General features: G+C 73.2%; 27 protein-coding genes. 14 read left to right on the forward strand and 13 right to left on the reverse strand.

All coding sequences use genetic code 11. The features are described 5' to 3' along the window. Positions 1 to 5: 5 nt before the first annotated feature. The 3 genes from HNR68_RS07495 to aroA form a co-directional block, all read right to left on the reverse strand. Positions 6 to 866: an SCO4651 family lipoprotein gene (locus tag HNR68_RS07495; RefSeq protein ID WP_179718936.1), complete on the reverse strand. Its 861-nt coding sequence runs from the start codon at positions 864 to 866 to the stop codon at positions 6 to 8. Positions 867 to 1022: 156 nt separating this feature from the next. Beyond that, the gene (gene rsgA, locus HNR68_RS07500; RefSeq protein WP_179718938.1) at positions 1023 to 2027 is read right to left on the reverse strand and encodes a ribosome small subunit-dependent GTPase A; all 1005 of its coding nucleotides are present in this window, start codon (positions 2025 to 2027) and stop codon (positions 1023 to 1025) included. Then, on the reverse strand, positions 2027 to 3301 hold the full coding sequence (aroA, locus tag HNR68_RS07505; RefSeq protein ID WP_179718940.1) for a 3-phosphoshikimate 1-carboxyvinyltransferase: 1275 nt from the start codon (positions 3299 to 3301) through the stop codon (positions 2027 to 2029). Before aroA ends, rsgA begins: the two co-directional genes overlap by 1 nt. A 299-nt stretch (positions 3302 to 3600) precedes the next feature. Here aroA and HNR68_RS07510 point away from each other — a divergent pair, with 299 nt between their 5' ends. From HNR68_RS07510 to HNR68_RS07520, 3 genes are read left to right on the forward strand one after another with little or no spacing between them, the layout of a single operon-like run. Next, on the forward strand, positions 3601 to 4365 hold the full coding sequence (locus HNR68_RS07510) for an SOS response-associated peptidase (protein ID WP_179724752.1): 765 nt from the start codon (positions 3601 to 3603) through the stop codon (positions 4363 to 4365). A 31-nt stretch (positions 4366 to 4396) separates the two neighbouring features. Further along, the gene (locus HNR68_RS07515; RefSeq protein ID WP_179718942.1) at positions 4397 to 5113 is read left to right on the forward strand and encodes an SOS response-associated peptidase; all 717 of its coding nucleotides are present in this window, start codon (positions 4397 to 4399) and stop codon (positions 5111 to 5113) included. Continuing rightward, positions 5110 to 5721, forward strand: coding sequence for an alpha/beta hydrolase family protein (locus tag HNR68_RS07520; protein ID WP_179718944.1), 612 nt, complete (start codon positions 5110 to 5112; stop codon positions 5719 to 5721). The genes HNR68_RS07515 and HNR68_RS07520 overlap by 4 nt, the downstream gene beginning before the upstream one ends. Before the next feature lie 165 nt (positions 5722 to 5886). On the opposite strand, the gene ybaK is transcribed toward HNR68_RS07520, so the two are convergent. Continuing rightward, the gene (gene ybaK, locus HNR68_RS07525; protein ID WP_179718946.1) at positions 5887 to 6363 is read right to left on the reverse strand and encodes a Cys-tRNA(Pro) deacylase; all 477 of its coding nucleotides are present in this window, start codon (positions 6361 to 6363) and stop codon (positions 5887 to 5889) included. Between the two features lie 223 nt (positions 6364 to 6586). Here ybaK and HNR68_RS07530 point away from each other — a divergent pair, with 223 nt between their 5' ends. Further along, positions 6587 to 7228 carry a sigma-70 family RNA polymerase sigma factor gene (locus HNR68_RS07530; RefSeq protein ID WP_179718948.1) on the forward strand — a complete coding sequence of 214 codons (642 nt, stop codon included), beginning with the start codon at positions 6587 to 6589 and terminating at the stop codon, positions 7226 to 7228. Further along, the gene (gene rsrA, locus HNR68_RS07535; RefSeq protein ID WP_179718950.1) at positions 7225 to 7557 is read left to right on the forward strand and encodes a mycothiol system anti-sigma-R factor; all 333 of its coding nucleotides are present in this window, start codon (positions 7225 to 7227) and stop codon (positions 7555 to 7557) included. Before HNR68_RS07530 ends, rsrA begins: the two co-directional genes overlap by 4 nt. 93 nt (positions 7558 to 7650) lie before the next feature. On the opposite strand, the gene HNR68_RS27575 is transcribed toward rsrA, so the two are convergent. Beyond that, a complete protein-coding gene (locus HNR68_RS27575; RefSeq protein WP_380573233.1) occupies positions 7651 to 7725 on the reverse strand; it encodes a 50S ribosomal protein bL37 in 75 nt (24 codons plus the stop codon). A 206-nt stretch (positions 7726 to 7931) separates the two neighbouring features. Here HNR68_RS27575 and HNR68_RS07545 point away from each other — a divergent pair, with 206 nt between their 5' ends. Beyond that, positions 7932 to 9425 carry a histidine kinase N-terminal domain-containing protein gene (locus HNR68_RS07545; protein ID WP_179718951.1) on the forward strand — a complete coding sequence of 498 codons (1494 nt, stop codon included), beginning with the start codon at positions 7932 to 7934 and terminating at the stop codon, positions 9423 to 9425. A gap of 286 nt (positions 9426 to 9711) precedes the next feature. On the opposite strand, the gene HNR68_RS07550 is transcribed toward HNR68_RS07545, so the two are convergent. Further along, entirely contained in the window at positions 9712 to 9966 is a 255-nt protein-coding gene (locus tag HNR68_RS07550) for a WhiB family transcriptional regulator (RefSeq protein ID WP_179718953.1), read from the reverse strand. Positions 9967 to 10213: 247 nt separating this feature from the next. Beyond that, positions 10214 to 11140 carry a diacylglycerol kinase family protein gene (locus HNR68_RS07555; RefSeq protein ID WP_179718955.1) on the reverse strand — a complete coding sequence of 309 codons (927 nt, stop codon included), beginning with the start codon at positions 11138 to 11140 and terminating at the stop codon, positions 10214 to 10216. A gap of 410 nt (positions 11141 to 11550) precedes the next feature. Between HNR68_RS07555 and HNR68_RS07560 the strand changes: the two genes are divergently transcribed. Beyond that, positions 11551 to 11979, forward strand: a complete 429-nt coding sequence (locus HNR68_RS07560; RefSeq protein WP_179718957.1) for a hypothetical protein — start codon at positions 11551 to 11553, stop codon at positions 11977 to 11979. Between the two features lie 2 nt (positions 11980 to 11981). Here HNR68_RS07560 and HNR68_RS07565 read toward each other — a convergent pair whose 3' ends face one another. From HNR68_RS07565 to sodN, 4 genes are all read right to left on the reverse strand, one after another. Next, positions 11982 to 12449: a GNAT family N-acetyltransferase gene (locus HNR68_RS07565; RefSeq protein WP_179718959.1), complete on the reverse strand. Its 468-nt coding sequence runs from the start codon at positions 12447 to 12449 to the stop codon at positions 11982 to 11984. 66 nt (positions 12450 to 12515) lie between these two features. Next, positions 12516 to 13112, reverse strand: a complete 597-nt coding sequence (locus HNR68_RS07570; RefSeq protein WP_179718962.1) for an acid phosphatase — start codon at positions 13110 to 13112, stop codon at positions 12516 to 12518. A gap of 121 nt (positions 13113 to 13233) precedes the next feature. Further along, on the reverse strand, positions 13234 to 14091 hold the full coding sequence (locus HNR68_RS07575) for an alpha/beta fold hydrolase (protein ID WP_179718964.1): 858 nt from the start codon (positions 14089 to 14091) through the stop codon (positions 13234 to 13236). A gap of 422 nt (positions 14092 to 14513) precedes the next feature. Next, a complete protein-coding gene (gene sodN / locus HNR68_RS07580; RefSeq protein WP_179718966.1) occupies positions 14514 to 14921 on the reverse strand; it encodes a superoxide dismutase, Ni in 408 nt (135 codons plus the stop codon). Positions 14922 to 14999: 78 nt separating this feature from the next. On the opposite strand from sodN, the gene HNR68_RS07585 reads away from it, so the two are divergent. Next, complete coding sequence (locus HNR68_RS07585) at positions 15000 to 15314, forward strand: S24/S26 family peptidase (protein WP_380573219.1); 315 nt, start codon at positions 15000 to 15002, stop codon at positions 15312 to 15314. A gap of 142 nt (positions 15315 to 15456) precedes the next feature. Here the strand turns inward: HNR68_RS07585 and HNR68_RS07590 are convergent, their stop codons facing one another. Then, positions 15457 to 16056 carry a dTDP-4-dehydrorhamnose 3,5-epimerase family protein gene (locus HNR68_RS07590; protein ID WP_179718970.1) on the reverse strand — a complete coding sequence of 200 codons (600 nt, stop codon included), beginning with the start codon at positions 16054 to 16056 and terminating at the stop codon, positions 15457 to 15459. Positions 16057 to 16468: 412 nt separating this feature from the next. Between HNR68_RS07590 and HNR68_RS07595 the strand changes: the two genes are divergently transcribed. Further along, positions 16469 to 17659, forward strand: a complete 1191-nt coding sequence (locus HNR68_RS07595; protein WP_179718971.1) for a malic enzyme-like NAD(P)-binding protein — start codon at positions 16469 to 16471, stop codon at positions 17657 to 17659. A 271-nt stretch (positions 17660 to 17930) separates the two neighbouring features. Then, positions 17931 to 20741 (forward strand): sensor domain-containing protein, encoded by a 2811-nt coding sequence (locus HNR68_RS07600; protein WP_380573218.1) that lies wholly within the window; start codon positions 17931 to 17933, stop codon positions 20739 to 20741. A gap of 4 nt (positions 20742 to 20745) precedes the next feature. Here the strand turns inward: HNR68_RS07600 and HNR68_RS07605 are convergent, their stop codons facing one another. Continuing rightward, the gene (locus HNR68_RS07605) at positions 20746 to 22281 is read right to left on the reverse strand and encodes a bis-aminopropyl spermidine synthase family protein (protein WP_179718973.1); all 1536 of its coding nucleotides are present in this window, start codon (positions 22279 to 22281) and stop codon (positions 20746 to 20748) included. A gap of 153 nt (positions 22282 to 22434) precedes the next feature. Between HNR68_RS07605 and HNR68_RS07610 the strand changes: the two genes are divergently transcribed. Genes HNR68_RS07610 through HNR68_RS07625 form a run of 4 tightly spaced genes read left to right on the forward strand, consistent with a single transcriptional unit; the run spans position 22435 to position 25734 of the window. Continuing rightward, positions 22435 to 23526 carry an ATP-binding cassette domain-containing protein gene (locus tag HNR68_RS07610; protein WP_179718975.1) on the forward strand — a complete coding sequence of 364 codons (1092 nt, stop codon included), beginning with the start codon at positions 22435 to 22437 and terminating at the stop codon, positions 23524 to 23526. After that, on the forward strand, positions 23523 to 24179 hold the full coding sequence (locus HNR68_RS07615; RefSeq protein WP_179718977.1) for an ABC transporter permease subunit: 657 nt from the start codon (positions 23523 to 23525) through the stop codon (positions 24177 to 24179). The genes HNR68_RS07610 and HNR68_RS07615 overlap by 4 nt, the downstream gene beginning before the upstream one ends. After that, on the forward strand, positions 24176 to 24856 hold the full coding sequence (locus HNR68_RS07620) for an ABC transporter permease subunit (RefSeq protein ID WP_179718979.1): 681 nt from the start codon (positions 24176 to 24178) through the stop codon (positions 24854 to 24856). Before HNR68_RS07615 ends, HNR68_RS07620 begins: the two co-directional genes overlap by 4 nt. Continuing rightward, a complete protein-coding gene (locus HNR68_RS07625; protein WP_179718981.1) occupies positions 24856 to 25734 on the forward strand; it encodes an ABC transporter substrate-binding protein in 879 nt (292 codons plus the stop codon). The genes HNR68_RS07620 and HNR68_RS07625 overlap by 1 nt, the downstream gene beginning before the upstream one ends.

Below are 25734 nucleotides of genomic sequence, written 5' to 3' on the forward strand. Positions count from 1 at the left end.
GGTCGTCAGCGCGGGGGCTGGGCCTGCGCCGGTCCCTCCTCGAACACGCCGACCTCGTCGGCCGGCGGGGCCTGGACCTCGACGGGCGTGCCCCAGTCCCGGTAGGTCGAGGTCAGTGACACCTGGCCGGCCTGGGCGACCTGGCCGGAGGCCGCGAACCGCGCCGGCAGCCCGGCCTCGTCCAACCACAGCTGGTACTCCACCTCGGGTTCCCCGGCGTCCGCGGCCTTGCGGTACCGGGTCCGCTGCTGCGGGTCGGTGGCGGTGTCGGCGGCCTGCGCGGTGATGATGCGCAGCTGGTAGCGGGTGGTGGGCTTGCCGTCGACCTGGTCCGGTGCGCTGCTGTGGATCCGGGTGGCCCGTTCGACGCCGGAGAAGGTGGCGCGCGGGTCCACGGCCTCCTGCACCTGGTCGAGGGCGGGGGTGAGCAGCTTGGAGCCGAAGTCGCCGGCTCCGGGCGTGATGCGCAGCCACGGCTTGTCCGGCGCCGGGCGGGCCAGCGGGGTCTGCAGGTAACCGGTGCCGTCCACGATGGACAGCCGGAGCCGCTGCGGTGGCTTGCCGCCGGCCGGGCGGGTCTGCCCGTCGAGCGCGAGGTCGGTCTGCGCACCGCGGTAGCGCACGACGCCGTCGGCGGTCAGCTCGCCCACCACGCCGATGCTGCCGCGCACCTCGCTGCGGGTGCTCCCGCGCTCGCCGATCTTGGTGATCACCTGGGACAGCAGCGCGTCGGCGGCGGGGCGGGGATCCGGGTTGGCGGCCAGGTGGTTCGTCGGTGCCGGGGGATCCCCGGTGCATCCGGTGAGTGCGGCGACCAGGGCGAGACCTGCGGAGGTCACCGCGGTCCTGGTGCGGGCTCGGGACATCGGGACGCTCCTCGGGCCGGTGTCGGCTCGTCGGGATGGCCTGCGTGATCTGCGGGACGTTCCCACCCGCCCCACGCGACCTCGAGCCCCACGCTAACAACGATGCCGCCGAGCCACAGGGGACGATCGCGGTCCGAACGGGGGAATTGCGCGTGGTCAGGCGGTGTCGAGCCCGGCGCGGGACCGCAGCAGGCGGCGCAGCGAGGCGAGCTGCTCCTGCCCGCCGCCGTCCGCGGCGTAGGTGTCCAGGTGGCAGTCCGGGTCGTCGTCACCGCCGAGGTGACCGCAGTTCGGCGGGCACTCCTCGGCGGCTTCGGCGAAGCCCTCGAAGGCCGCGATCACGTCGTCCGGGGTGACGTGCGCGAGGCCGAACGAGCGGATGCCCGGGGTGTCGACCACCCACCCCTCGCCGGGCAGCGGCAGGGCGACCGCCGACGTCGAGATGTGCCGGCCCTTGCCGACCCCGCTGACTTCCCCGGTGGCGCGGTCCGCGGTCGGCACCAGCCGGTTGACCAGTGTGGACTTGCCGACCCCGGAGTGGCCGACCAGCGCCGACACCCGGCCGTCGAGCAGCTCGCGCAGCTCCGCGGGGTCCTCGTCGAAGCGGGTGATGTGGATCGGCATGTCCAGCGAGGCGTAGGTGTCCAGCCACTCGCCCGGCTCGGCCAGGTCGGCCTTGGTCAGGCACAGCACCGGGGAGAGCCCGCCCGCGTAGGCGGCCACCAGGCATCGGTCGATGAAGCCCGGCCGGGGCGGCGGGTCGGCGAGCGCGGAGACGATGACCAGCTGCTCGGCGTTGGCGACCACGACCCGCTCGTAGGGGTCGGTGTCGTCGGCGGTGCGGCGCAGCACGCTGGTGCGTTCCTCGACGCGCACGATCCGGGCCAGCGTGTCGGGCTTGCCGGAGGTGTCACCGACCAGCTTCACCCGGTCCCCGACCACCACCGGGGTGCGGCCGAGCTCGCGGGCGCGCATGGCGGTGACGATCCGGTCCGGGTCCCCGTCCAACGCGCACCGCCAGCGGCCGCGGTCCACGGCGACGACCATCGCCGGCTCGGCGTCGGCGTGCTTCGGGCGCTTCTTGCTGCGCGGTCGGCTGCCCCGTCCCGGGCGGACCCGCACGTCGGACTCGTCGAGGTGGCTCCAGCCCCGCTTGCGCATCAGACCGCCTCCGACCCCCTGAGCATCTCCGCCCACATCCCGGGGAAGTCGGGGATCGTCTTGCCGGTGGTGGCGATGTCCTCCACCTGCACGCCGGGGACCGCCAGCCCAAGGATCGCCCCGGCGGTGGCCATCCGGTGGTCGGCGTAGGAGTGCCAGGTGCCGCCGTGCAGCGGCCGGGGCTCGATGACCAGGCCGTCCTCGGTCTGCTCGACCGCACCGCCCAGCCCGGTGAGCTCGGCCTGCAGCGCGGCGAGGCGGTCGGTCTCGTGCCCGCGCAGGTGCGCGATGCCGCGCAGCTGGGACCGCCCGGTCGCCAGCGCGGCCAGCGCCGCCACCGTGGGCGTGAGCTCACCGACGTCGTGCAGGTCGAGGTCGACGGCGCGGAGCTCGGCGGGACCGGTGACGGTCAGGCCCTCGTCGGTGCGCCGCACCTGCGCGCCCATCTGGGCGAGGATGTCGCGGATCGCGTCACCGGCCTGCGTGGTGCTGCTCGGCCAGCCGGGGATGGTGACGGTGCCGCCGGTGGCGGCCGCGGCGGCCAGGAACGGGGTGGCGTTGGACAGGTCCGGCTCGACGTCCACGTCCAGCGCCCGGATCGGACCGGGCGCCACCCGCCAGGTGTCGGGCTCGTGGTCGTCGACCTCGACACCGGCCGCGCGCAGCATCGACACCGTCATCTCGATGTGCGGCAGCGACGGCACCGCCTCGCCGGAGTGCCGGACCACGACGCCCTGCTCGAACCGCGCGGCCGACAGCAGCAGCCCGGAGACGAACTGCGAGGACGCGGACGCGTCGATGGTCACCGCGCCGCCGGGCACCTTCCCGGTGCCGTGCACCTGGAACGGCAGCGCGTCACCGTCGACGTCGGCGCCGAGGGCGCGCAGCGCGTCCAGGACCGCGCCGAGCGGGCGCTTGCGGGCGTGCGGGTCGCCGTCGAAGGTGATCCGGCCGGTGGCGAGCGCGGCGATCGGGGGCACGAACCGCATGACCGTGCCCGCCAGGCCGCAGTCGACCTCGGCCGGTCCCCGCAGCGGAGCGGGGGTGACCTGCCACGAGCCGTCCGGCCCGTCCTCGACCGCGACGCCGAGCGCGCGCAGCGCGCCGGCCATCAGCTCGGTGTCCCGGCTGCGCAGCGGAGCGCGCAGCGTCGACGGGCCGTCGGCGAGCGCGGCGAGCACCAGGGCCCGGTTGGTGATCGACTTCGAGCCGGGCACCGGAACGGTCGCGCGCACCGCGCCGGCGGCGGTAGGAGCAGGCCAGAGCTGGGTCATGCCGTCAATGATCCCCCACCTCGCCCGGCGGAATCAGCTCCGGGGGCGCCTGGGCCGTCGCGTGGTGGTGCCGTGGCCGGTGTGGCGCCGGGCGGGGTGAGGAAGGGAACCTTCCTGTCATCCCGGGGGCCGCGGCGAGGACGGGAACCTTCCTGTCGCGCGGCGGGCCTGTGGAGCATGGGAACCTTCCTGTCACCGCCGGCGCCGCCGAGGTCGGCGCGCGTCGCTCGCCTGGGACGATCTGGGCTGCCAGGATGGGGTTGACCACACCGTGCGAGGTGACGGAGGTTCGACCGGGCATGTGCGGCAGGTACGCCTCCACGAAGGACCCCGGCAAGCTCGCGGCCGAGTTCGCCGCCCTGGACAGGACCGGGGGCGCTGCTCCCGGCGCGGACTTCAACGTCGCGCCGACCAAGCGGGTGCTGACCGTGGTGCAGCGGCACCCGCAGGACGAGTCCGGGCAGCGGGACCTGGACCGCACCGAGCGCAGCGTGCGCGTGATGCGCTGGGGCCTGGTGCCGCCGTGGGCCAAGGACAGGTCCATCGGCAGCCGGATGATCAACGCCAAGTCAGAGACGGTGACGACCAAGCCCGCGTTCCGCACCGCGATCAAGCGCTACCGGTGCCTGGTGCCGGCCGACGGCTGGTACGAGTGGAAGCGCGAAGGCAGCCGCAAGCAGCCGTTCTTCATGACCTCCCCGGACGGTTCCAGCTTGGCGCTCGCGGGCATCTTCGCGACCTGGCGCGACCCGCAGTCCGAGGACGCCGAACCGCTCGTGACCTGCTCGGTGCTCACCACCAGCGCGGTCGGCCAGCTGACCGAGGTGCACGACCGGATGCCGCTGGTGCTGCCGCGCACCGCGTGGGAGCACTGGCTCGACCCGGACCAGCCGGACGTCTCCGACCTGCTCGCCCCGCCGCCGGAAGACCTGGTGGCCTCGCTCGAGTTGCGCCCGGTGTCCACTGCGGTCAACAACGTCCGCAACAACGGCGCCGAGCTCGTCGAGCGCGTTCCGCTCGACCCGCAGCCGCAGGCGGTAGGTTTGGATCCCGGTCCGAGGTGAACCGGCGGAGCGCGACACGGGGTGAGTTCTGATGTGTGGTCGGTACGCCGTCCAGCACGATCCGGCGGCGTTGGCCGAGGAGTTCGCGGCGACCGACCGCACCGACGGAGCGGTGCTGGCGGACTTCAACGTGACTCCGACGAAGACGGTGCCGATCGTCGTCCAGCGCGGCGCCGAGCGCAGCATCCGACCGGTGCGGTGGGGCTTGGTCCCGACCTGGGCGAAGGAGATCGGCAGTGGCCCGCCGATGATCAACGCCCGGGCTGAGTCGATCACCACGAAGCCCGCGTTCGCCGAGTCCGCGCGGCGCCGCCGCTGCCTGGTGCCGGCGACCGGTTGGTACGAGTGGCGGCCCGGTGACCGGCGGCGGCAGCCCTACCTGTGCCGGCGGCGGGACGGTGCGAGCCTGGCGATGGCCGCGGTGTTCTCCGCCTGGTGGGCGCCGGACTCGACCGACCGGCCCCTGGTGACCTGCGCGGTGGTCACCACCGAGGCCGTCGGGGAGCTGGCCGACATCCACCCCCGCATGCCGCTGGTGCTGCCGCGGGACCGCTGGGCGGACTGGCTCGACCCGCAGCGCACCGAGATCGGCGAGCTGTTGACGCCGGCAGCGGGGATGCTCGATGACCTGGTGCTCCACCCCGTCTCCACCGAGGTGAACAGCATGCGCAACAACCACCCGGGCCTGCTGCGGCAGGTCGAACCGGTGCCCGAACCGGCCGAGCAAGCAGCGCTGTTCGAGTCATGACCAGGGTCGAGGTCGACACCCCGCACGGCCCGGCCCGGGCCGAGCTGCACTGCGCTGAGGAGGTCCGTGCCGCGCTGCTGCTCGGGCACGGCGCGGGCGGCGGCATCGCCGCTCCCGACCTGGTGGCGGTCACCCGCGCCGCCACGGAGGCCGGGGTGCACGTGGCGCTGGTCGAGCAGCCGTACCGGGTCGCGGGTCGGCGTGCCCCGGCTCCGGCCAAGCAGCTCGACGCGGCGTGGCTCGCGGTGGCGGAGGACCTCGGCGAACGCTGGTTCGCCGAGCTCCCGCTGATCTTCGGCGGCCGCTCCTCGGGGGCGCGGGTGGCGTGCCGGACCGCGGAGCAGGGCGAGGCGTCGGCCGTGCTGTGCCTGGCGTTCCCGCTGCACCCGCCGGGCAAGCCGGAGAAGTCCCGGCTGGCGGAGCTCGACGCGGTGGAAGCGCCGGTGCTGGTGGTGCAGGGCGAGCGCGACGCCTTCGGGCAGCCCGAGCCGTCGCACAACCGCGAGGTGGTCCTGGTCCCCGGCGACCACTCGCTGAAGGCCGACGTCGATGCCGTCTACCGGGCCGCCCAGGAGTGGCTGGGGCGCGTGCTCCGCCTCATCGACTAGACGCCGAGGCGCCGTCCCCGGGCCAGGGCTGTGGAGCACGGGAACCTTCCTGTCATCCCGCGCGCTCTGGCGTGAGGATGGGAACCTTCCTGTCACTCCGCGCGCTCCTGACGTGAGGATGGGAACCTTCCTGTCACCCACCGCCCGACGCCCCTGCCGGGACCCTCACCCCGCGATGTCGGCGAGCACGGCGTCGAGGAGCCGGACCAGGTCCGCAGCGGCGAGCTCGATCTCCAGGCCGCGCCGCCCGGCGCTGCAGTAGATGGTGTCGAACGCGGTCGCGGAGGAGTCGATGACGACCGGCAGCCGCTTCTTCTGCCCGAGCGGCGAGATGCCGCCGGCGACGTAGCCGGTGGCGCGCTCGGCCGCGGCGACCTCGGCCATCTTCGCCTTCTTCCCGCCCACCGCGGCGGCGAGCGCCTTGAGGTCGAGCTGCCCGGTGACCGGCACCACGCCGACCACGAGCGTGCCGTCGACCTCGGCGACCAGCGTCTTGAAGACCCGCTCCGGGGGCTGGCCGAGCGCCTCGGCGGCCTCCAGTCCGTAGGACTCGGCGCGCGGGTCGTGGTCGTAGGCGTGCACCTGGTGCTGGACCCCGCGCTTGACCAGCAGCGCGGTGGCGGGAGTGGCCTTGCCTGCCATGCGGATCACCTTAGAGGGTGGAATACCGGGACACGGGTACCGCGTTGGACGAAGCGTGACCATGGATTCGACGAACACCTGCGTGCTGGACCGCCCGGAGCGTGCACAGCTGTCGCCAGGTAGTCGCAGGCAGGCACGCGTATCCTCGGAGCTGGACCATGCGAACGACCGCATGGGTTCGTCGCCTGTTGTCACCTCGTCCAGGCGGCGGGAAAGGAGCCCGGTGCCAAGCACCCCAGAGCACCCGGACGTGGCCCCGGACGACCGCACCGAGGAGACCGACGAGCAGCGGGCACTGCGCTTCGAGCGGGACGCGATGCCGCTGCTGGACCAGCTCTACGGTGCGGCTCTGCGCATGACGCGCAACGCCCAGGACGCCGAGGACCTCGTGCAGGAGACCTACCTCAAGGCGTTCTCCGCGTTCAAGTCGTTCACCCAGGGCACCAACCTGAAGGCCTGGCTGTACCGCATCCTCACCAACACCTACATCAACGGCTACCGCAAGCGGCAGCGCCAGCCGCAGCAGCAGCCGACCGAGGAGATCCAGGACTGGCAGCTCGCGCAGGCGGAGAACCACACCTCCAGCGGGCTGCGCAGTGCTGAGGTCGAGGCGCTGGACCGCTTGCCGGACACCGACGTGAAGGCGGCGCTCCAGCAACTGGCCGAGGAGTTCCGCATGGTGGTCTACCTCGCGGACGTGGAAGGTTTCGCGTACAAGGAGATCGCCGAGATCATGGGCACGCCCATCGGCACCGTCATGTCGAGGCTGCACCGTGGTCGCAGGCAGCTGCGTGAGATGCTCACCGACGTCGCCCGCGACCGCGGTTTCTTGCGGGAGACCCAGCGGGAGGTGAGCACTTCATGAGCTGCGGTGAACACCATCACGAGGACTCCTGCGAGGACGTGCTCGCCGAGGTGTGGCTCTTCCTGGACAACGAGTGCGACCCGGAGCGGCGCGCCGCGGTGCAGCAGCACCTCGACGGGTGCGGGAGCTGCCTGGAGCACTTCGGCATCGAGGAGCAGATCAAGGCCCTGCTGCACCGCAAGTGCACCGAGCACGCTCCGCAGGAGCTCAAGGAGCGGCTCCGGGCGTCGATCCGCGATGCCGTGCTGCGCAAGGCCGACGTGACCGTCGAGCGCGGTCCGGACGGCACCTCGGTGGAGGTGCGCACCAAGCAGCCGCCCTGGGAGTGACCGCTCAGCGGCGTGCTCAGACCCGTGACACGCGAACGGCCCCGGACCGTCTGGTCCGGGGCCGTTCCTGCGTTCGACGGCCGGCGCCGCTGCTCACGCGCCGGGGCGCTTGCCGTGGTTGGCCTTGTTCTTCTTCCGGTCCTTCTTCTTGCGAGCGCGCTTGCCCATCGGGATCTCCTCGAGTTCGGCTTCCGACCAGGCCGGTTCGGGCGGCGGAGCCACCCGGTCACCGCTGGGGATTTCGAGCCTCCAGTCTGACATGCCCACCACCTGCCGCTGGCGGGTGGTTCCGCTCGTGGTTTCCTAGGCGAGGGCCCGTGGGGGCGCGGTGAGGAGGTAGCGATGGCCGAGGAGACCCGAGGGGGGAGTTGGTCGTGTCCACGCTGAGCGACCTCCTCGCCGAGCACACCAGGCTGTCCGGCGCCGCTGCGGACCACCTGCAGCTCGTCGTCGCCGAGTGGCAGCTGCTGTCCGACCTGTCCTTCGCCGACTTCCTGCTGTGGGTGCCGGTCGGCCCGGAGGCGGCCCCGGAGACCCGCTTCCTGTGCGTGGCGCAGGCCCGGCCGACGACGGCCCCCACCGCGCACCCGGAGGACGTGGTGGGCAGCGAGGTCACGCAGGAGGAGCACCCGCAGCTGCGGCGCGCGGCCCTGGAGGGCCGGATCTGCCGCGAGGAGGACCCGCGCTGGCACCTCGGGGTCCCGGTGCGCCGCGAGACGATCCCGGTCCGGTTGGGCGAGGAGATCGTGGCGGTGCTCAGCCGGGACACCAACCTCGCGGTGCCGCGGGTGCCGAGCCCGCTGGAGATCTCCTACCTCGGCAGTGCCGCGGACCTGTGCCAGATGGTCGCCGACGGCACCTTTCCCACCCCGGAGCCGGCGCCCGACGTGCACACCAGCCCGCGGGTCGGGGACGGGCTCATCCGGCTCGACAGCTCCGGGACCGTGGTGTTCGCCAGCCCGAACGCGCTGTCGGCCTACCACCGGATGGGCCACGCCGCGGACCTCGTGGGGGCGCAGCTCGCCCCGCTGACCAGGTCGCTGCTCAACGACCCGTTCGACGCCGACGAGGTGGCGCAGCGGGTGCGGCGCGCGATGGGCGGGCAGCCCAGCATGCGCATCGAGGCGGAGGCGCGCGGCGCGACGGTGCTGTTCCGGGCGCTGCCGCTGCGGCCGCGCGGGCAGCAGGCGGGTGCGCTGGTGCTGGTGCGTGACGTCACCGAGGTCAAGCGCCGCGACCGCGCGCTGATGTCCAAGGACGCGACGATCCGCGAGATCCACCACCGGGTCAAGAACAACCTGCAGACGGTCGCCGCGCTGTTGCGGTTGCAGGGCAGGCGGACCGGGAACGCCGAAGCGCGCCAGGCGCTGGACGAGTCGGTGCGGCGGGTCACGTCGATCGCGCTGGTGCACGAGACGCTGTCGATGTCGGTGGACGAGCGGGTCGACCTCGACGACGTGGTCGACCGCGTGATCCCCATGATGAGCGATGTCGCCGCGGCCGAGACCGGGGTGAAGGTGCGTCGCGAAGGCCGGTTCGGTGTGGTGTCCGCCGAGTTGGCGACACCCCTGGTGATGGTGCTCACCGAGCTGGTCCAGAACGCTTTCGAGCACGCCTTCCCGGACGGGCCGGGCGGTGAGGTCGTGGTGCAGGCGGAGCGTTCGGCGCGCTGGCTCGACGTCGTCATCTCCGACGACGGTCGCGGCCTGCCGAAGGGGTTCTCCCTCGAGCGCGCCGAACGCCTCGGCCTGCAGATCGTGCGGACCCTCGTGGAATCAGAGCTCCGAGGGTCGTTGAGCTTGCGCGGTCGCGGGCGGCAGCGGGGTACCGAGGCGGTGTTGCGGGTTCCGCTGAAGTACCGGCGCTGACGTCTGCCCGGTGGGTCGGGCGCCGCGCGGTGCGTCGATCTCGGTGATGCGACGGCGGGGCGGTCGCATCGCGGCCGATCGGGTCGGGATCCCGGATCCGATCGCTCGAACGAGCTGTGAGCTGGGCGGTCCTTCCGGGGCCGACATCGACGCGGATCGGCCGGGTCTCGTCGGGTGATCGGGTCTTCTTCTCGGTGCGAGGCCGTTCTGCTCGCCGCTGGGGCGGACGTGGGGTCGATCACCGGGGGTGTGATCGACCCGCCACGTCGTCAGTGAGCTCGGTTCCTCAGGCGTTGGTGCGCGCCCGGGTGCGAGCGTTGCGCCGCTTGAGCGCGCGCCGCTCGTCTTCGCTCATGCCGCCCCAGACACCGGCGTCCTGCCCGCTCTCCAGCGCCCAGGCCAGGCACTCGGAGGCGACCGGACAACGGCGGCATACGGCCTTCGCCTCGGCGATCTGCAGCAGCGCAGGACCGCTGTTCCCGACGGGGAAGAACAGCTCCGGGTCCTCGTCACGGCAAACCGCATCGTGGCGCCAGTCCATCGTTCCTTGCTCCTCGCTAGGCGCGCCAACGCGCGCCGCTCGTTCGTTCGGGGTGTTTGTGAATGCTTTCACGGAGTCCGTGCGCTTGTGAATGCTTTCACGAACTGCCGCGATGTCAAGAGTTCGATCTCGCGTCGTGAGAGAACTCACCTGAAAGATCGACAGGCCTTGACCAGGGGTTTCGGTGTGTCATCGGTCGCGAGCGGGGGCCGCGTGCCGATAACTACGTCCATCCGTTACGTGAAGGTTATACGGCGACGCGGAGAGCGTCCGGGACTGAGGAGAACTCGATCTCCGTCCGCTCACCCAGGCAATCGCCATCGACCTGCAGGCGCAACGGCTCCACACAGGTTACGCGGAGATGCCCCACGTCCGCACGCTGAATGGAGTTTCTCCCGTGTGGTTTCGCTCTACCGCGCAACATCTCCGCTACATGTCGTAACACAGAGTGAGCGCGCATGTCCTGCAGCGCGAAGACCCCCAGGCCGGTGTCGAAGCTGGTCTCCGGGCTCATCCGCACCGGTCGGGAGCCCAGGTAGGTCCACGGGTCGGTGTTCGAGACGAACACGCTGTGCAACCCGCTGACGGGAGGATCGTCACCGATCCGCAAGGTGAGCTTCGGCTCCTGCCGCGCCATCCGCACGTAGCAGGCCAGGGCGGTGCGGGCGTACAGGGCGGGGGAGACGTTCCGGCCGGCCGAGCGCAGCCGCTCCACCTGGGCGACCACCTCGGCGTCCCAGCCCACACCCGCGTTGAAGGTGAACCAGCGCTCGTCGGCGCGGCCGAGCCCGACCCAGCGGCGGCTGCCCTCCGCCACCGCGCGCAGCAAGCGGTGCGTGGCCTCGACCGGGTCCCTGGGCAGCCCGAGGGCGCGGGCGAAGACGTTCGCCGAACCACCGGGCACCACGCCCAGCGTCGGCATCGCCCGGTCGCCCACGTCGCCCGCCGCGAACATGCCGTTGACCACTTCGTTCACCGTGCCGTCGCCGCCGTGCGCGATGACCAGGTCCGCGCCGTCCTCGACAGCCGTGCGCGCGGCGTCGGCGGCGTGGCCCCAGTACTGCGTCTCGACGACGTCCAGCTTCAGCTCGCTGGCCAGCGCGTGGGCGAGCACGTCCCGGCCGGCCGCGGTGGTGGACGTCGCCTGCGGGTTGACGACGAGTACGGCGCGCACACCCGCAGCCTAGGCGAGGCCCGCGGGCGTCCGTGCACCGTCCAGTGGTTCAGCTCTCCCGCCGGGCCTCCTTCCGTCGCGAAGCGCACCGGTACCGGCCGCGGTGCCCGACGAGGGCGGTGCGGGCGGGCCGGGGCACCAGGAGCGGGTGCGCCGCGCCGCTGACCACCGCCGGGACCCGGGGAGAACCGGGTGCGCAACCCCGGAGCGCACCCGCCCGTCGTCCGCCCGGGCCGGTCGGGCGCACGGCGGGAGCGGGCACCCCGAAACCCGCGCTCGCCGTGGCAGCCATGCGCTGATCATCGCGCGAGACCACAGTCCCAGCCATGCGTCGTTCGGGCGGTATTACCATGGGCGGGGCATACGCAGAGTCACCGACATCCCCCCGCTCCCGGAAGGCAACCGCGACCGTGTCGACCGAGACCGTCCCGCGCACCGTGCGCGTCGCCGGCGTCCTCACCACGCTGCAGGCCACGGCGGGGTTCGTGTTCGTCATCGCGCTGCTCATCCGCAGCACCTCCGCGGTCGGCGGGGTCGGGGAGTTCGGGCCCACCCAGACCTACGGCGAAGCCGGGTACTTCACGCTGCTGTCGGCGGGCGTGCTCGCCGCGGGCATCGGCATGCTCAAGGGCAAGCACTGGGCGCGCACCCCGGCGCTGCTGCTGCAGCTGATCCTGCTCGGCATCGCCTGGTACGCCACCGGGCCCTCCGGTCAGCCGCTCATCGGCCTGGCGCTCGCCGTCCCGGCGATCGCCGTGCTGTGGTTCATGTTCAACCGCGAGGGGCGGCGGTGGTCGTACTACGGCAACAACCCGCCCGACGCCGACCGCGAGAGCTGAGCTCAGGCGCTGAACGCGCGCAGCGGCTCGCCGGTGAGGCGGTACACGGTCCAGCCGTCCATCGGGATCGCGCCGGCCGCCTCGTAGAAGCCGATCGCCGGCTCGTTCCAGTCCAGCACCTGCCACTCCAGGCGCGCGTAGCCGCGGTCCACGCACTCCTTCGCCAGCGCCTGCAGCAGGGCCTTGCCCAGGCCGCTGCCGCGGTGCTCGGGCTGCACGTAGAGGTCCTCCAGGTAGATGCCGTGCACGCCCTCCCAGGTGGAGAAGTTGAGGAACCACAGGGCGAGCCCGACGACCGCGCCGTCCACTTCGGCCACGTGGCCGAACAGCGCCGGGTTCGGGCAGAACAGCGCGTCGCGCAGCTGCTGCTCGGTCAGGTGGCACTGCTCGGGTGCTTCCTCGTAGCGCGCGAGCTCGTGCACCAGCTCGACCATGGCGGGCACGTCGGCCTCGGTGGCACGGCGGATCATCCACTACCTCCACGGGTGTCGCCTACCGGGCCAGCATATGGCCGCCTGGGAGGCGTTCCGCGGGGCTCAGCCCTGCTGCCAGGGCGGGATGTTGGAGCGCTCGATCTGCGGGGTCCCGTGCTCGCGGCCCAGCACCGTGATCCCGGCCGGGTCCAGCGCGAACCGGACCCCGGCGGAGGCGGGCAGGCCGAGCCAGCGGGCGACCAGGCAGCGGCTGAAGTGGCCGTGGCCCACCAGCACCACGTCGGAGCCGATCCCGGCGATGCGGGCCAGCAGCTCGTCGGCCCGCGCCGTGACCTGCTCCTCGGTCTCGCCGCCGGGGCAGGGGTGCGTCCACACCGTCCAGTCCGGGACCTGCTCGCGGATCTGCGCGGTGGTCAGGCCCTCGTAGTCGCCGTAGTCCCACTCGGCCAGCAGGGGTTCGGTGGTGATGTCGGCCAGCCCGGCCAGCGCCGCGGTGCGCTGCGCGCGCTGGCGCGGGCTCGCGAGCACCGCGACCGGCCCGGCGGGGCGCAGCGCGGTCAGGGTCTGCCCGGCTTGGCGCGCCCGCAGCTCACCCTCCACCGTGAGCGGGACGTCGGTGCGGCTGGTGTGCTGGCCGGTCTGGGACCACGCGGTGGTGCCGTGCCGGAGGAGGTACACGCGGTGCTCGTCCTGTCCCACAGCCCTGGGGTAACCACACAACGCGGAGCGCACTCCTCCTCGCGCCGGCGCCACGGCGCTGCGGGCGTCCCAGGACGTCCTGAGACGCCCTCTCGCGGGCGCGTGGGGCGGTGCTGGTGGGTCAGGGCACGAGGCTGCGCAGGATCGCCTCAGCGTGCGTCCAGAGCAGCGATCCGCCCGCTCGTGCGACGAGGTGGCGGCGCGCGTGCGGGAGACGCCGCGCGAGCGTGCTGCCGTGGTCGGGGGAGTGGCTGGGGCTGGTGTCGAGCTCGCCGTACCAGAGGTCGACCGGCGTGCGGACGTCCGCGACGGCGAACGGCCAGCGGGACGTGGTCAGGAGGGTGTCGCGGGCGTACCCGGCGGGGCCCTGGGCGAAGCCCTCGGCCATCGCCCGCCGGAAGACCGGTGCGAACCCGGGGGAGGAGTAGACCGCGAGGTCCACCTCGGGGCTGGAGCGGGTGATCAGCTGCCACAGCGCCTCAGCGCTGCCGAACTCGGCGAAGGCCCGCTCCGCGGCGGCCGGGTCGGCGGCGGCGAGGTCGACCAGGCCCCGCAGGTCGTCCGGCAGGCCGCGGACGGAGGAGGCGAACTCGTCGGCGCCCGCGACCACCGCGACCCGCGTCGCCACGCCCGCGGCCGCACAGGCCAGCGCGAAGGGCCCACCCGCCGAGTGGCCGACGACGGTGAGCGGGGCCGCCCCCAGCACGGCCTGGCGCAGCTCCGCGATGTCCGCGGCGAAGTCGGTCAGCGTGCGGCGCGGTGCGGGGTCCGAGGCGCCGAGGCCCGGGCGGTCCACCGAGACCAACCGGACACCGAGCGCGTCGACGAGGTCGGTGCCGAACCCGAGCCGGCGGCTCGTCGCCGCGCCAGGGCAGAGCAGCACGGGAGTCCCGTCCGGCGGCCCCCACTCGGCCCAGGCGAGGTGCCGGCCGTCGGGGAGCCGGAGCCGGTCGAGGCGGTCAGGTCCACGAACGTGCACGGCAGTGGAGTGTGGACACCGCGATCACCCCGCGCACCCGGTTTTCCGGCGGTCCGTCCACTGCGGACACGGGTCCGGCGGCCGACGAGCGCGAGCGCCTCGGCCGAGGCGTGGTCCGCGCGAACGGGTCTCGGCGGTGCCCGACTCGCTCGGGTGCCGGTCGTGCGATCGCCGCGTCCGGCGTGCCCGAGGACGTGTCACGTCGCCGACGGTGGCCTGGGGGCGTCGCGCCTCCTGCGAGTGCGGGAGAGGGGCGGCTCCCCGGTCGTCCCGGGGTGTGGGGACAGCTGGGACGCGTCGGTGCTGAGGGGACGGACGTGCGCACTGAGGACCGCTGAGGAGGCGCCTCGTCGGTCGCCGGGTCCAGACACGAAGAACGCCGACCGGCGAACGCTTCACCGGTCGGCGTCGTGGTTGGGACCTCAGCCCTGCTTGGTCTCCCAGAAGATCTTGTCGATCTCGGCGATGTAGTCCAGCAGCTGCTGACCGGTCTTCGGGTCCATCGACCCCTTGGTGCCGGTGGCGCCCGCGGCCTTGGTGGCCTTGTTGATCAGCTCGTGCAGCTGCGGGTACTTCTCGAAGTGCGGCGGCTTGAAGTAGTCGGTCCACAGGACCCACAGGTGGTGCTTGACCAGCTCGGAGCGCTGCTCGGCGATCAGGATCGCCCGAGTGCGGAACTCCGGGTCCTCGTTGGCCTGGTACTTCTCCTGGATGGCCTTGACCGACTCGGCCTCGATGCGCGCCTGGGCCGGGTCGTACACGCCGCACGGAAGATCGCAGTGCGCGGTCGCCTCCAGGCGAGGGCCGAGGATTCGCGACAGCAGTCGCATGGTTCCTCCCTGACAGTGAGTGCTCCGACAGAGCCGACCCTACTCTTGAAGATCCGCGACGTCCCATCGGAGGTGACTGTGAGATCCCTCGGCCCATGGCCTTGGCGCCGCGTGCTGGTGCGGGGGCCGTCGATGGCCCCCACGCTGCGCGACCGCGACGTCGTGCTGGTGCGCGTGCGCGGGCGGGCCCGGCCGCGGGACCTCGTGCTCGTCCGGTGGGCGCAGCGCCCGGAGCAGCTGTCGGTCAAGCGCGCGGTGCGCCGCGAGGAGGGCGGCTGGCACGTGGAGGGCGACAACACCTTCGGCTCGACGGACTCGCGGGAACTGGGGCCCGCCGAGGTCCTCGGCGTCGTCCGCTGGCGGCTGTGGCCCCGGCCGGGCCGGCTGCGCTAGCGGTCCCAAAGCGCCTGCGGGCGGGTGCCGGTCCTCAGCGCCGTTCGGCACGTCCGGCGGCGGGCCGCGATCCGGCGCCGTGGGAGCGGACGGACAGCCTGCGCCCCTCCGAGCTCTCCGTCCTCGCCCACGCGACCGTCCGCTAGCGGAGCTCCTCGTAGCGGGCGAGGCAGGCCTGGTAGTCCGGCAGCAGCCCCTGCTCCGCCGCTTCGGCGAGGGTGGGGGCCGCGCGGTCCTTGTCGGACAGGACCGGGTCGCCGGCCAGGTCGTCCCAGGGCAGCGCGAGCTCCGGGTCGAGCGGGTTGATGCCGTGCTCGGCGCTGGGGTTGTAGGGCGTGGAGCAGAGGTAGCTCATCACCGTGTCGTCGGTGAGCGCGAGGAACGCGTGCCCGAGCCCCTCCGGCACGTAGAGGGCGCGGTACTGCTCGGAGTCGAGGCGCACGGCGTCCCACTGGCCGAAGGTGGGCGAGCCGACGCGGATGTCGACCACGACGTCGAGCAGCGCGCCCCGCGGGCAGTACACGTACTTGGCCTGCCCGGGCGGCACGTCGGCGAAGTGCACGCCGCGGATGACGTCGCGAGCGGACACGCTGTGGTTGGTCTGCGCGACCCGCAGCGGGTGCCCGAGGGCCTCGGTGAACGCCGCCTCCTGGAACGGTGCGACGAACAGGCCGCGGTGGTCGGGGAAGACGTTCGGGACGAATTCGATGGCGCCGGTGTTCTCGAGTCGACGTGCCTGCACGGTCGAGAGCCTAGGAGGCGGCGCGGTGGGTGCCGCGCCAGGGGCGGAACTCGCGCACCACGGGAACCACGAGAACTGCTGCGCCCCAATTCCGGGAAAACGTACGTACGGATTGATCTCCGTCGGGTGAAAATCGAACGCGCGTACTGCCGAATTTCGTTGACTTCCTGTTGAAGTCCCTGGTCAACCGGTGTGATCCCGGTCGCTGACATCGATCGGGAAGACTGGCACACTGTTCGAACCGCAGCGTCCGCCGAGCCGCTGTCCGACCGGGACAGCAGAGCTCGGTCCCACACACACCGCATGCCGGAACGCCCAGGCAGCGGTGGCTTTCTCCGGGCGGCTCCAGGCCGCCCTCCGCCCGGCCCGGACATTGTGCTCGGGCCGCAGGCATGGCTACAGGAGGGACGCCGTGACCACCATCGACCGCACCACGAGCGGTGCCGACTTGACCAACGAGGAGATCTTCGCCGCGCACGAGGGCGGGAAGCTGGGCGTGGAGGTGACCGCCCCGCTGGCGACCCCGCGCGACCTCTCGATCGCCTACACGCCCGGCGTGGCGCAGGTCAGCCGCGCGATCGCCAGCGACCCGGCGCTGGCCGACCGCTACACCTGGACGCAGCGGCTGGTGGCCGTGGTCAGCGACGGCACCGCGGTGCTCGGGTTGGGCGACATCGGGCCCCGGGCGTCGCTGCCGGTCATGGAGGGCAAGTCCGCGCTGTTCAAGTCCTTCGCCGGCCTGGACTCGATCCCGCTGGTCCTGGACACCACCGACGTCGACGAGATCGTGGAGACCCTGGTCCGGCTGCGCCCGTCGTTCGGCGCGGTCAACCTCGAGGACATCTCCGCGCCGCGCTGCTTCGAGCTGGAGCGCCGGGTCTCCGAGGCGCTGGACTGCCCGGTCATGCACGACGACCAGCACGGCACGGCCGTGGTCGTGCTGGCCGCGCTGCGCAACGCCGCCCGGGTCACCGGCCGCGAGCTGAGCTCGCTGCGCGTGGTGATCTCCGGTGCCGGCGCCGCCGGGGTGGCCTGCGCGAAGATCCTGCACACCGCCGGGGTCGGCGAGATCACCGTGCTGGACTCCCGCGGCGTCATCCACGCCGGGCGGGACGGGCTGACCCCGATCAAGCAGGAGCTGGCCGGGTTCACCAACCCGCGCGGGACCACCGGCGGCCCCGCGGAGGCGCTGCGCGGCGCCGACGTCTTCATCGGCGTGTCGGTCGGGCAGGTGCCCGAGGAGCTGGTGGCGACGATGGCCGACGGGGCGATCGTGTTCGCGCTGTCGAACCCGGACCCGGAGATCCACCCCGAGGTCGCGCGGCGGCACGCCGCCGTGGTCGCCACCGGGCGCAGCGACTTCCCGAACCAGATCAACAACGTGCTGGCCTTCCCCGGCATCTTCAAGGGCGCGCTGGACGCCGGTGCCCGCGCGATCACCGACGGGATGAAGGTCGCGGCCGCCGAGGCCATCGCCGCGGTCGCCGCCGACGACCTCAGCGCCGACCACATCGTGCCCAGCCCGCTGGACCCGCGGGTGGCGCCCGAGGTCAGCGCCGCCGTGGCGAAGGCGGCGCGCGCGGAGGGCGTCGTCCGGATGTGACGCGGGGCCGTGACGTCGCCAGGGCCGGGGAGCCGATCGGGCTCCCCGGCCCTGTGCGTCGGTGAGATTCCCGGGTCCGGCGTCATCATGTCGGGCGAAGGTCGTCACCTCTCCAGGGACTCCACTGACCGGCAGCGGGACCATGGCGTTACCGCGGGTGCAGTGGCCGGTATTGTCAGCCGCACGACCCGTTGTGTCGCAGATCACTCCTTCGCGAGTGGTGTGCGGGTTCGGGCATCGGCCGCGCGGCTGCGACGCAGGAGGAGAGCTGTTGACCGAGCGGAGCGAGAGGACCCGGACGACCTCCGGCGGCCTCGGCTTGGCCGCTGCCCGCTCCGAGGAGTTCGCGCTGCTGCCGCTGCCGGCGGCGCCCGCACTGCTCAGCACCGCGGACGGCGTCGTGGTCCGGGCCACCGACCAGGCGGCCAAGCTGGCGGGCGAGAGCACTCCCGCGGCGCTGATCGGCTGCCGCCTCGCGGACCTGGTGACCCGCAACGGTTCGGTGTCGCTGCTGCGCGCCCGGCACGGGGCGCACCCGGTCCGCCCGCTGAGCTGGCCGCACGCCGACGACGAGCGGCTGCGCGTGACCGTCCTGGTCGACGTCTCCGACCTCGCCGACACCGGGTCCTCCGCGGCGCAGGCCGCGGAGGACGACGAGCGCCGGTGGCTGATCGAGGCGCAGCGCATCGCCAAGGTCGGCAGCTGGGTGTACTACCCGGAGACCGGCGAGGTCTACCGCAGCCCGGTGCTCGCCGAGTTCCTCGGCGAACCCGAGTCGCAGAGCACCGCGGACCTGCAGTCGATGATCGACGCGACCCACCCCGCCGACCTGCCCCGGGCCCACCAGTTCTACGAGGACGTGCTCAGCGCCCCGGAGGACGAGCTGCTGGAGGTGGAGCTGCGCGACCGCGCCGGCAAGCGCGTCTTCCTGTGCACCGGGCGGGCCGAGCACGACCGGGCCGGGCGGGTCGAGCGGGTGCAGGGCACCGTGCAGGACGTCACCGCGCACCGGGCGCTGGAGCGTCAGCTGCGCGACGAGCAGCGCAAGCTGCAGGACGCCCAGCGCATCGCCCGGCTCGGCACCTGGGAGTGGGACCTGCGGTCCAACGTGATGCGGCTGTCGAACATGCTGCACGAGATCATCGGCAAGCCCGACACCACGCCGATCACCTTCGACAGCTACCTGGACCGGGTGCACCCGGACGACCGCAGCTGGGTGCGGCGGGCGTGGCGGCCGCTCATCGAGGACGGCGACCCGATCGAGGTCGAGCACCGCTACGTGCGCGTCGACGGCACCACCCGGATCCTGCGGCTGCACGGCACCGCGATCAAGGACGCCGACGGCCGGGACGTGCTCGTCGGCACCGCGCAGGACGTCACCGAGCAGCGGGCCGTGGTGACCCGCATGGAGCGCTCCAGCCAGCGGTTCACCGACCTGGTCAGCATCACCCCGGTCGGCATCGGGCTGTTCGACCGGGCCGAGCGGCTGGTCGACGCCAACGACGCGCTGTGCGACCTGCTCGGCTACCGGCTGGACCAGCTGCGTGGGATGAGCGCGAAGGACATCACCCACCCCGACGAGCAGAACACCAGCCTGCCCTCGCCCGCGGAGAGCTCCGGGCTGCGGCGGCGGGTGCCGCAGCGGGTGCTGGTGCGCTCCGACGGCGAACCGGTGTACTGCGAGCTGCGCACCTCCGCGTCGGTGCAGGACGACGGCACCCACTTCTGGCTCGTGGTGTTCCAGGACATCACCGAGCGGCGGCGGGCCGCCGAGGCCCTGCGCTACCAGGCCACCCACGACGACCTCACCGGGCTGCCGAACCGGACCGCGGTCAAGGACCTGCTCAGCCGGCTGCTGGGGCGGGCCGACTCGAACCGGACCGCGGTGCTGTTCTGCGACATCGACAACTTCAAGCGGGTCAACGACTCGCTGGGCCACGACGCCGGGGACGAGCTGCTGGTGGCGCTGGCCCGCCGGCTGGAGGCCGGGCTGCCCGACGGGTGCACGGCGGCGCGGCTGTCCGGCGACGAGTTCGTGATCATCTGCTCGGACGTCGACTCCGTCGGCGGGGTCGACTCGCTGGCCACCCGGGTCTCCGGGCTGCTGCGCACCGCGGTCCCGGTGCACGGCCAGCTGATCCGGGTGTCGGCGTCGATCGGGGTCGCGGTGCCCGACGGCAACAGCGCCGGCGGCGAGGACCTGCTGCGCTTCGCCGACGCGGCGATGTTCGAGGCCAAGCAGCGCGGCGCCGGCAAGGTCTCGCTGGCCAGCCCGGCGCTGATGGCCTCCGCGAACCGGCAGCTGCAGCTGGAGGGGCAGCTGCGGGAGGCCCTGCACAACGACGGCCTGGCGCTGCACTACCAGCCGGTGGTCGACGCCGACGGCGTGGTGGTCACCGCCGAGGCGCTGGTGCGCTGGCCGCACCCGGACCGCGGGATGCTCGCCCCGGACGCGTTCCTGCCCGTCGCGGAGCAGGGCGACCTGCTGCGCGAGCTGGACCGCTGGGTGCTGCGCACCGCGCTGCGGGAGGCGGCGAGCTGGCCGGTGCGCGTCGGGCGCCCGGTGGGCGTGGCGGTGAACCTGGCCGGGCTGGTGCCGGGCGGGCCGGAGTTCGTGGACGCGGTCGCCGACACCGTCGCCGAGACCGGCATCGCCTGGGACCGGGTGGTGCTGGAGCTGGTGGAGACCGCCCTGGTGGACCTGCCGTCCCGCACGCACGACGAGATGGGCGAGCTGGTGGCGCGCGGGGTGCGGTTCGCCGTGGACGACTTCGGCACCGGCTACTCGTCGCTGGCGCGGCTGAAGGACCTGCCCGCGCAGATCATCAAGGTGGACCGCCGGTTCGTCGCCGGGGTCGGCGGCGACGCCTCGGACTTCGCGGTGGCGCGCGCGGTGGTGGACATGGCGCGCGCGATGGGCCGGTACTGCGTGGCCGAGGGCGTGGAGACCGCCACCCAGTTCCACGTGCTCTCCGGGGTCGGGGTGGACGCCTACCAGGGCTTCTTGTTCTCCGGCGCGCTGCCGGCGCGGGAGTTCCGGGAGCTCATCGCCCGCGGCCCGATGCCCGTCCCGAGGGCCTGAGCGCTCAGCAGCGTTCGAGCAGCTCGGCGATGCGGTGCCGGGGCAGGTCGATGAGCCTGAGGTCGAGGTCGGCCGGCACCGGGGCGCGCTCGGCGACGCGCTCCCGCGCCACGCGCTTGGTCAGCGCCGGGTCGACGTGCGCGATGAGGCCTTCCCGCCACACGTTGCCGATCTTGCCGTGCGCCCGCTGCAGCAGGTAGCCGGCCACCGAGTCCGGCTCGACCGCGTCGGCGACCACGAGGGCGTGCTCGGAGTCCGGGGTGCTGCGGTGGAAGCGCAACCGGAACTTCGCCGCCACCAGCTCGGACAGCGCGCGCTGGGCGCGTTCGCTGGTGATGTCCGGGTGGTTGTTGTCCAGCAGGAACGCTGCGCGCTCGGTGCCGGTGGCCAGCAGCATGCGCAGCAGCCACGGGCCCGGGTCCGACCGCAGGTCGAACACCGGGGGCTGCGGCTGCCGCTTGATCGGCCGCGACCAGCCGGGCTCGCGCAGCGACGCCACCGGGCTGCCGAGGCGTTCGCCGATCGCCGCGAGGAGCTCCGGCGACGCCGTCGCCTCCGCCGCCTCCACCGACTGCGGGCCGTGCGTGTAGATGCCGGGCGCCTGCCGCAGCGCGAGCTTGCGGGTGCGCGCGGTCGGCTGGCAGACGTAGAGGTCGCTGGCGCTGCCGATGGCCTGCGCGCCGAAGTAGCGGTGGAAGTCCGGCAGGATCGCCTCGAACACCAGGCCCAGCCGCAGCAGCTCCTGCTGCACCCCGTGCCCCAGCGCCGGTGTCCGGCCGCTGTAGCCGTAGGCGATGAGCAGCCGGCTGTTCGGTCCGGCCAGGCACTCCGCGGCGCGGGTGGCGAACAGCCCGATGCCCTCGGGGGTGTAGGGCGGGTCGGTGAACACCAGGTCGGCCCAGCCCTCCAGCGCCGGCGGCACCCCGAAGCGCAGGTCGGCGTGCAGCGTGCGGACGCCGAACCCGCGTTCGGCCGCGACGGTGTCGATGTGCTGCAGGATCCGCTCGTCGACGTCCACGACGGTCACCGGCACCGACGGCGCCACCAGGCCCAGCGCCAGGGAGGTCAGGTCGTGGTCGCCCAGGCAGAGCACCGTGCTGCCGGACAGGTCGTAGGTGTCGCGCAGGAACTCGGCGCGGCGCAGCGCGGTCTCCGGGGTGGCGGTGACGTGGTCGAGCGCGGTCACCGGTCGCGGCCCGCGCTCGACGAACTCCCGCACCAGCGCCAGCTGGTCGGGCCCGGCCGGGGCGCTCGCGCCCAGCTCGTCCAGCGCGAAGCGCTCCCGGTAGCGGTCGCGGACCCGCGGGGCCAGCCGGTGGGCGCCGCCGGTGGTCTCCAGGTCGGGACCGAGGGCGGCGAGCAGGTCCTCGACGGTGCGCCGCGGCACGGCGGTGCGGCGGACGAGCTCGTCGAACTCGACCGGGTCGCCGGTGAGCTGCGCGAGGACCTCGCGCAGGCGGCGCGCGAGCGCGCGGGCGCCGGCGAGCACCTCCTGCACGGCGTCGGCGGGGTCGGGGGTGGTGTCCGGAGCGGTGTTCATCGGGTGGACCAGCTTACGGGGCCCGGTCGGGCGCCGCGCTCCCAACAGGCGGTACGAGGTCACGCGTCGGTCTCGTCGATCGCACGACGCGGCCGATCGAGCTAGGGTCGGCCGCGTTCGCTGGGGGACGCGACTGACTTCGAGGGGGCTCGCGTGATCGAGTTCCGGTCCGTGCGCAAGGAGTACCCGAACGGCACCGTCGCCGTCCACGAGCTCAGCCTGTCGGTGCGGACGGGCACCATCACCGTGCTGGTCGGGCCGTCCGGGTGCGGCAAGACCACGCTGATGCGGATGGTGAACCGCATGATCGAGCCGTCGTCGGGCACGGTGCTCGTCGGCGGCACGGACGTGCGCGAGCGCGACCCCGCGGAGCTGCGCCGCGGCATCGGCTACGTGATCCAGCAGGCGGGGCTGTTCCCGCACCGCACCGTGCTCGACAACATCGCGACGGTGCCGCGGCTCAACGGCCACAGCAAGCAGGAGGTCCGCCGCCGTGCCGGGGAACTGCTGGAGCTGGTCGGGTTGCAGCCCGAGCTCGGCGCGCGCTACCCGGCGCAGCTCTCCGGCGGTCAGCAGCAGCGCGTCGGGGTGGCGCGGGCGCTCGCGGCCGACCCGCCGGTGCTGCTCATGGACGAGCCGTTCAGCGCCGTCGACCCGGTGGTGCGGGAGGGCCTGCAGGACGAGCTGCTGCGGCTGCAGGCCGAGCTGGACAAGACGGTCCTGTTCGTCACGCACGACATCGACGAGGCCATCAAGCTGGGGGAGAAGGTGGCGGTGCTGCGGCAGGGCGGCCACCTCGCCCAGTACGCCGAACCCGACGACCTGCTCGCCGAACCGGCCGACGACTTCGTGACCGAGTTCGTCGGCCGCGACCGCGGCTACCGCAGGCTGTCCTTCGTGGACTCCGACAGCCTGCAGCCGCAGCCGGTGGACACCGTCGAGCTCGGCTCCCGGGTGGACCGCCAGCAGCGGTGGCGGCTGGCGCTGGACGAGGCGGGCCGGCCGCGCGGCTGGCTGCCGCCGGAGACCGACGTGGACGGTCCGCTGGACGAGGACCGGCTCGTCGCGGGCGGTTCGCTGCACACGAAGGGCTCGCCGCTGCGCGGCGCGCTGGACGCGGCCCTGTCCGCGCCGACCGGGCTCGGCGTGGTCGTCGACGACGACGGCGGCTACGTCGGCGTGGTCACCGCCGAGCACGTGCTCGGCCTGATCGAGCGGCACCGCCGCCCCGAGGGGCTGCCGTGATCGACTACTTCAGCAGCCCGAGCAACCGGGAGCTGGTGCTGGACCAGCTCGCCGAGCACGTCTACCTGGCCCTGCTGCCGCTGCTGCTCGGGGTGCTGCTGGCGCTGCCGCTGGGGCGGCTGGCGCAGCAGGTGCGCTGGCTGCGCGGCGCGCTGCAGGGCACCGCGAACGTCGTCTACACCATCCCGTCGCTGGCGCTGTTCGTCCTCATCCCCGGCCTGCTCGGCACCCCGCTGCTGTCGTCGGTCAACGTGGTCATCGCCCTGACGCTGTACACCGCGGCGCTGCTGGTGCGGCCGGTGCAGGACGCGCTCGAGTCGGTGCCCGCGCACGTCGTCGCCGCCGCCACCGCGATGGGCTACCGGCCCACCCGGCGGTTCCTCACCGTGGAGCTGCCGCTGTCGGTGCCGGTGCTGGCGGCCGCGGTGCGGGTGGCCTCGGTCAGCAACATCAGCCTGGTCAGCGTGGGCGCGCTGGTCGGCATCGGCGGGCTGGGCCGGTTGTTCACCGACGGGTTCCAGCGCGACCACCCGGTGCAGATCGTCATCGGCATCGTGCTGACCCTGCTGCTGGCGCTGGTGGTGGACCTGCTGCTCGTGGCGCTGTGGCGGCTGGCCACCCCGTGGGCCCGGGCGGAGGTGGGTGCGGCGTGATCGGGGAGCTCCTCGCGTGGCTGACCGACCCGGCGCACTGGACCGGGCCGGGCGGGATCCTGGCGCAGACGCTGCGCCACCTCTACTACTGCGTGGTGTCGGTGGCGGCCGCGTCACTGGTGGCCGTCCCGCTGGGCGTCTACCTCGGCCACACCGGGCGGGGATCGGTGCTGGTGGTCGGGGCCAGCAACGCGATGCGCGCGCTGCCCACCCTCGGCCTGGTGACGCTGCTGGTGCTCGCCTTCGGGCTCGGGGAGCTGCCGGCGCTGGCCGGGCTGGTGGTGCTGGCGATCCCGTCGATCCTCTCCGGGGCCCACGCGGGCGTGCGCAACGCACCGGCCGACGCGGTGGACGCCGCCCGCGGCATGGGCATGACCCCCGCGCAGCGGCTGTGGCAGGTGGAGCTGCCGACCGCGCTGCCGCTGGTGCTCGGCGGGGTGCGCAGCGCGATGCTGCAGGTGGTGGCCACCGCGGCCGTCGCCGCCTACGTCGGGCTCGGCGGGCTGGGGCGGATCCTGCTGGACGGGCTGAAGATCAGCGACTACGCGCAGATGGCCTCGGCCGCGATCGTGATCGCGGTGCTCGCGGTGCTGCTCGACCTGGTGTTGGCCGGGGTGACCCGGCTGCTGGTGCCGCGCGGTCTGCAGCTGGCCGCTCGACGAGGAGGGACGGAGTGATGAAGCGGTTGCTGGTGTGCGCTGCTGCGGCGGCGCTGCTGCTGACCGGGTGCGGGTCGCAGGACCCGTTGGCCGCCAACGGGGACCAGGGCGGCACCGTGGTGGTCGGCTCGGCGGACTTCGCCGAGAGCGAGCTGCTCATGCACATCTACGCGGAGGCGCTGAAGACCACCGGCGCCGACGTGCAGACCAAGCCCCGCATCGGGGCCCGCGAGTTCTACGTCGGTGCGGTGCGCAACGGCGAGCTCTCGGTGGTGCCCGAGTACACCGGGAACCTGCTGGAGCACCTGGACCCGGCCTCGCAGGCCACCGAGTCGCAGCAGGTCTACGACCAGCTCGCCCGCACCCTGCCGCCGGAGGTCGAGCTGCTGGAGCAGTCGCCGGCGGAGGACTCCGACGTCCTCACCGTCACCGCCGCCACCGCGGACACCGGGCTGCGCTCGATGGCCGACCTGGGGCCGCGCTGCGGTGAGCTGGTGCTCGGGGCACCGGCGGAGTGGAAGCTGCGCTGGGAGACCAAGATCGCCGAGGAGTACGGCTGCCGGTTCAAGGAGATCCGGCAGGTCGAGGCCGGCACCATCACGGTGAACGCGCTGCTGGACGGGCAGGTCCAGGTCGCCAACCTGTTCACCACCTCCTCGCAGATCGAGGAGAACCACCTGGTGGAGCTGGACGACCCGAAGGACATGTTCCCGGCGCAGCACGTGGTCCCCCTGGTGCACCGGGGCAAGCTCACCCCGGAGCAGGTCGACGCGCTGAACACGGTGTCGCGGGCGCTGACCACGGAGGAACTGACCGAGCTCAACCGCCGGCTGGAAGTGGACAAGGCCAACCCGGCCGACCTGGCCGCGGAGTTCGTCGCCGGCGCCGGGCTGTGA

This window comes from Saccharopolyspora hordei (assembly GCF_013410345.1).
Lineage (GTDB): Bacteria > Actinomycetota > Actinomycetes > Mycobacteriales > Pseudonocardiaceae > Saccharopolyspora > Saccharopolyspora hordei.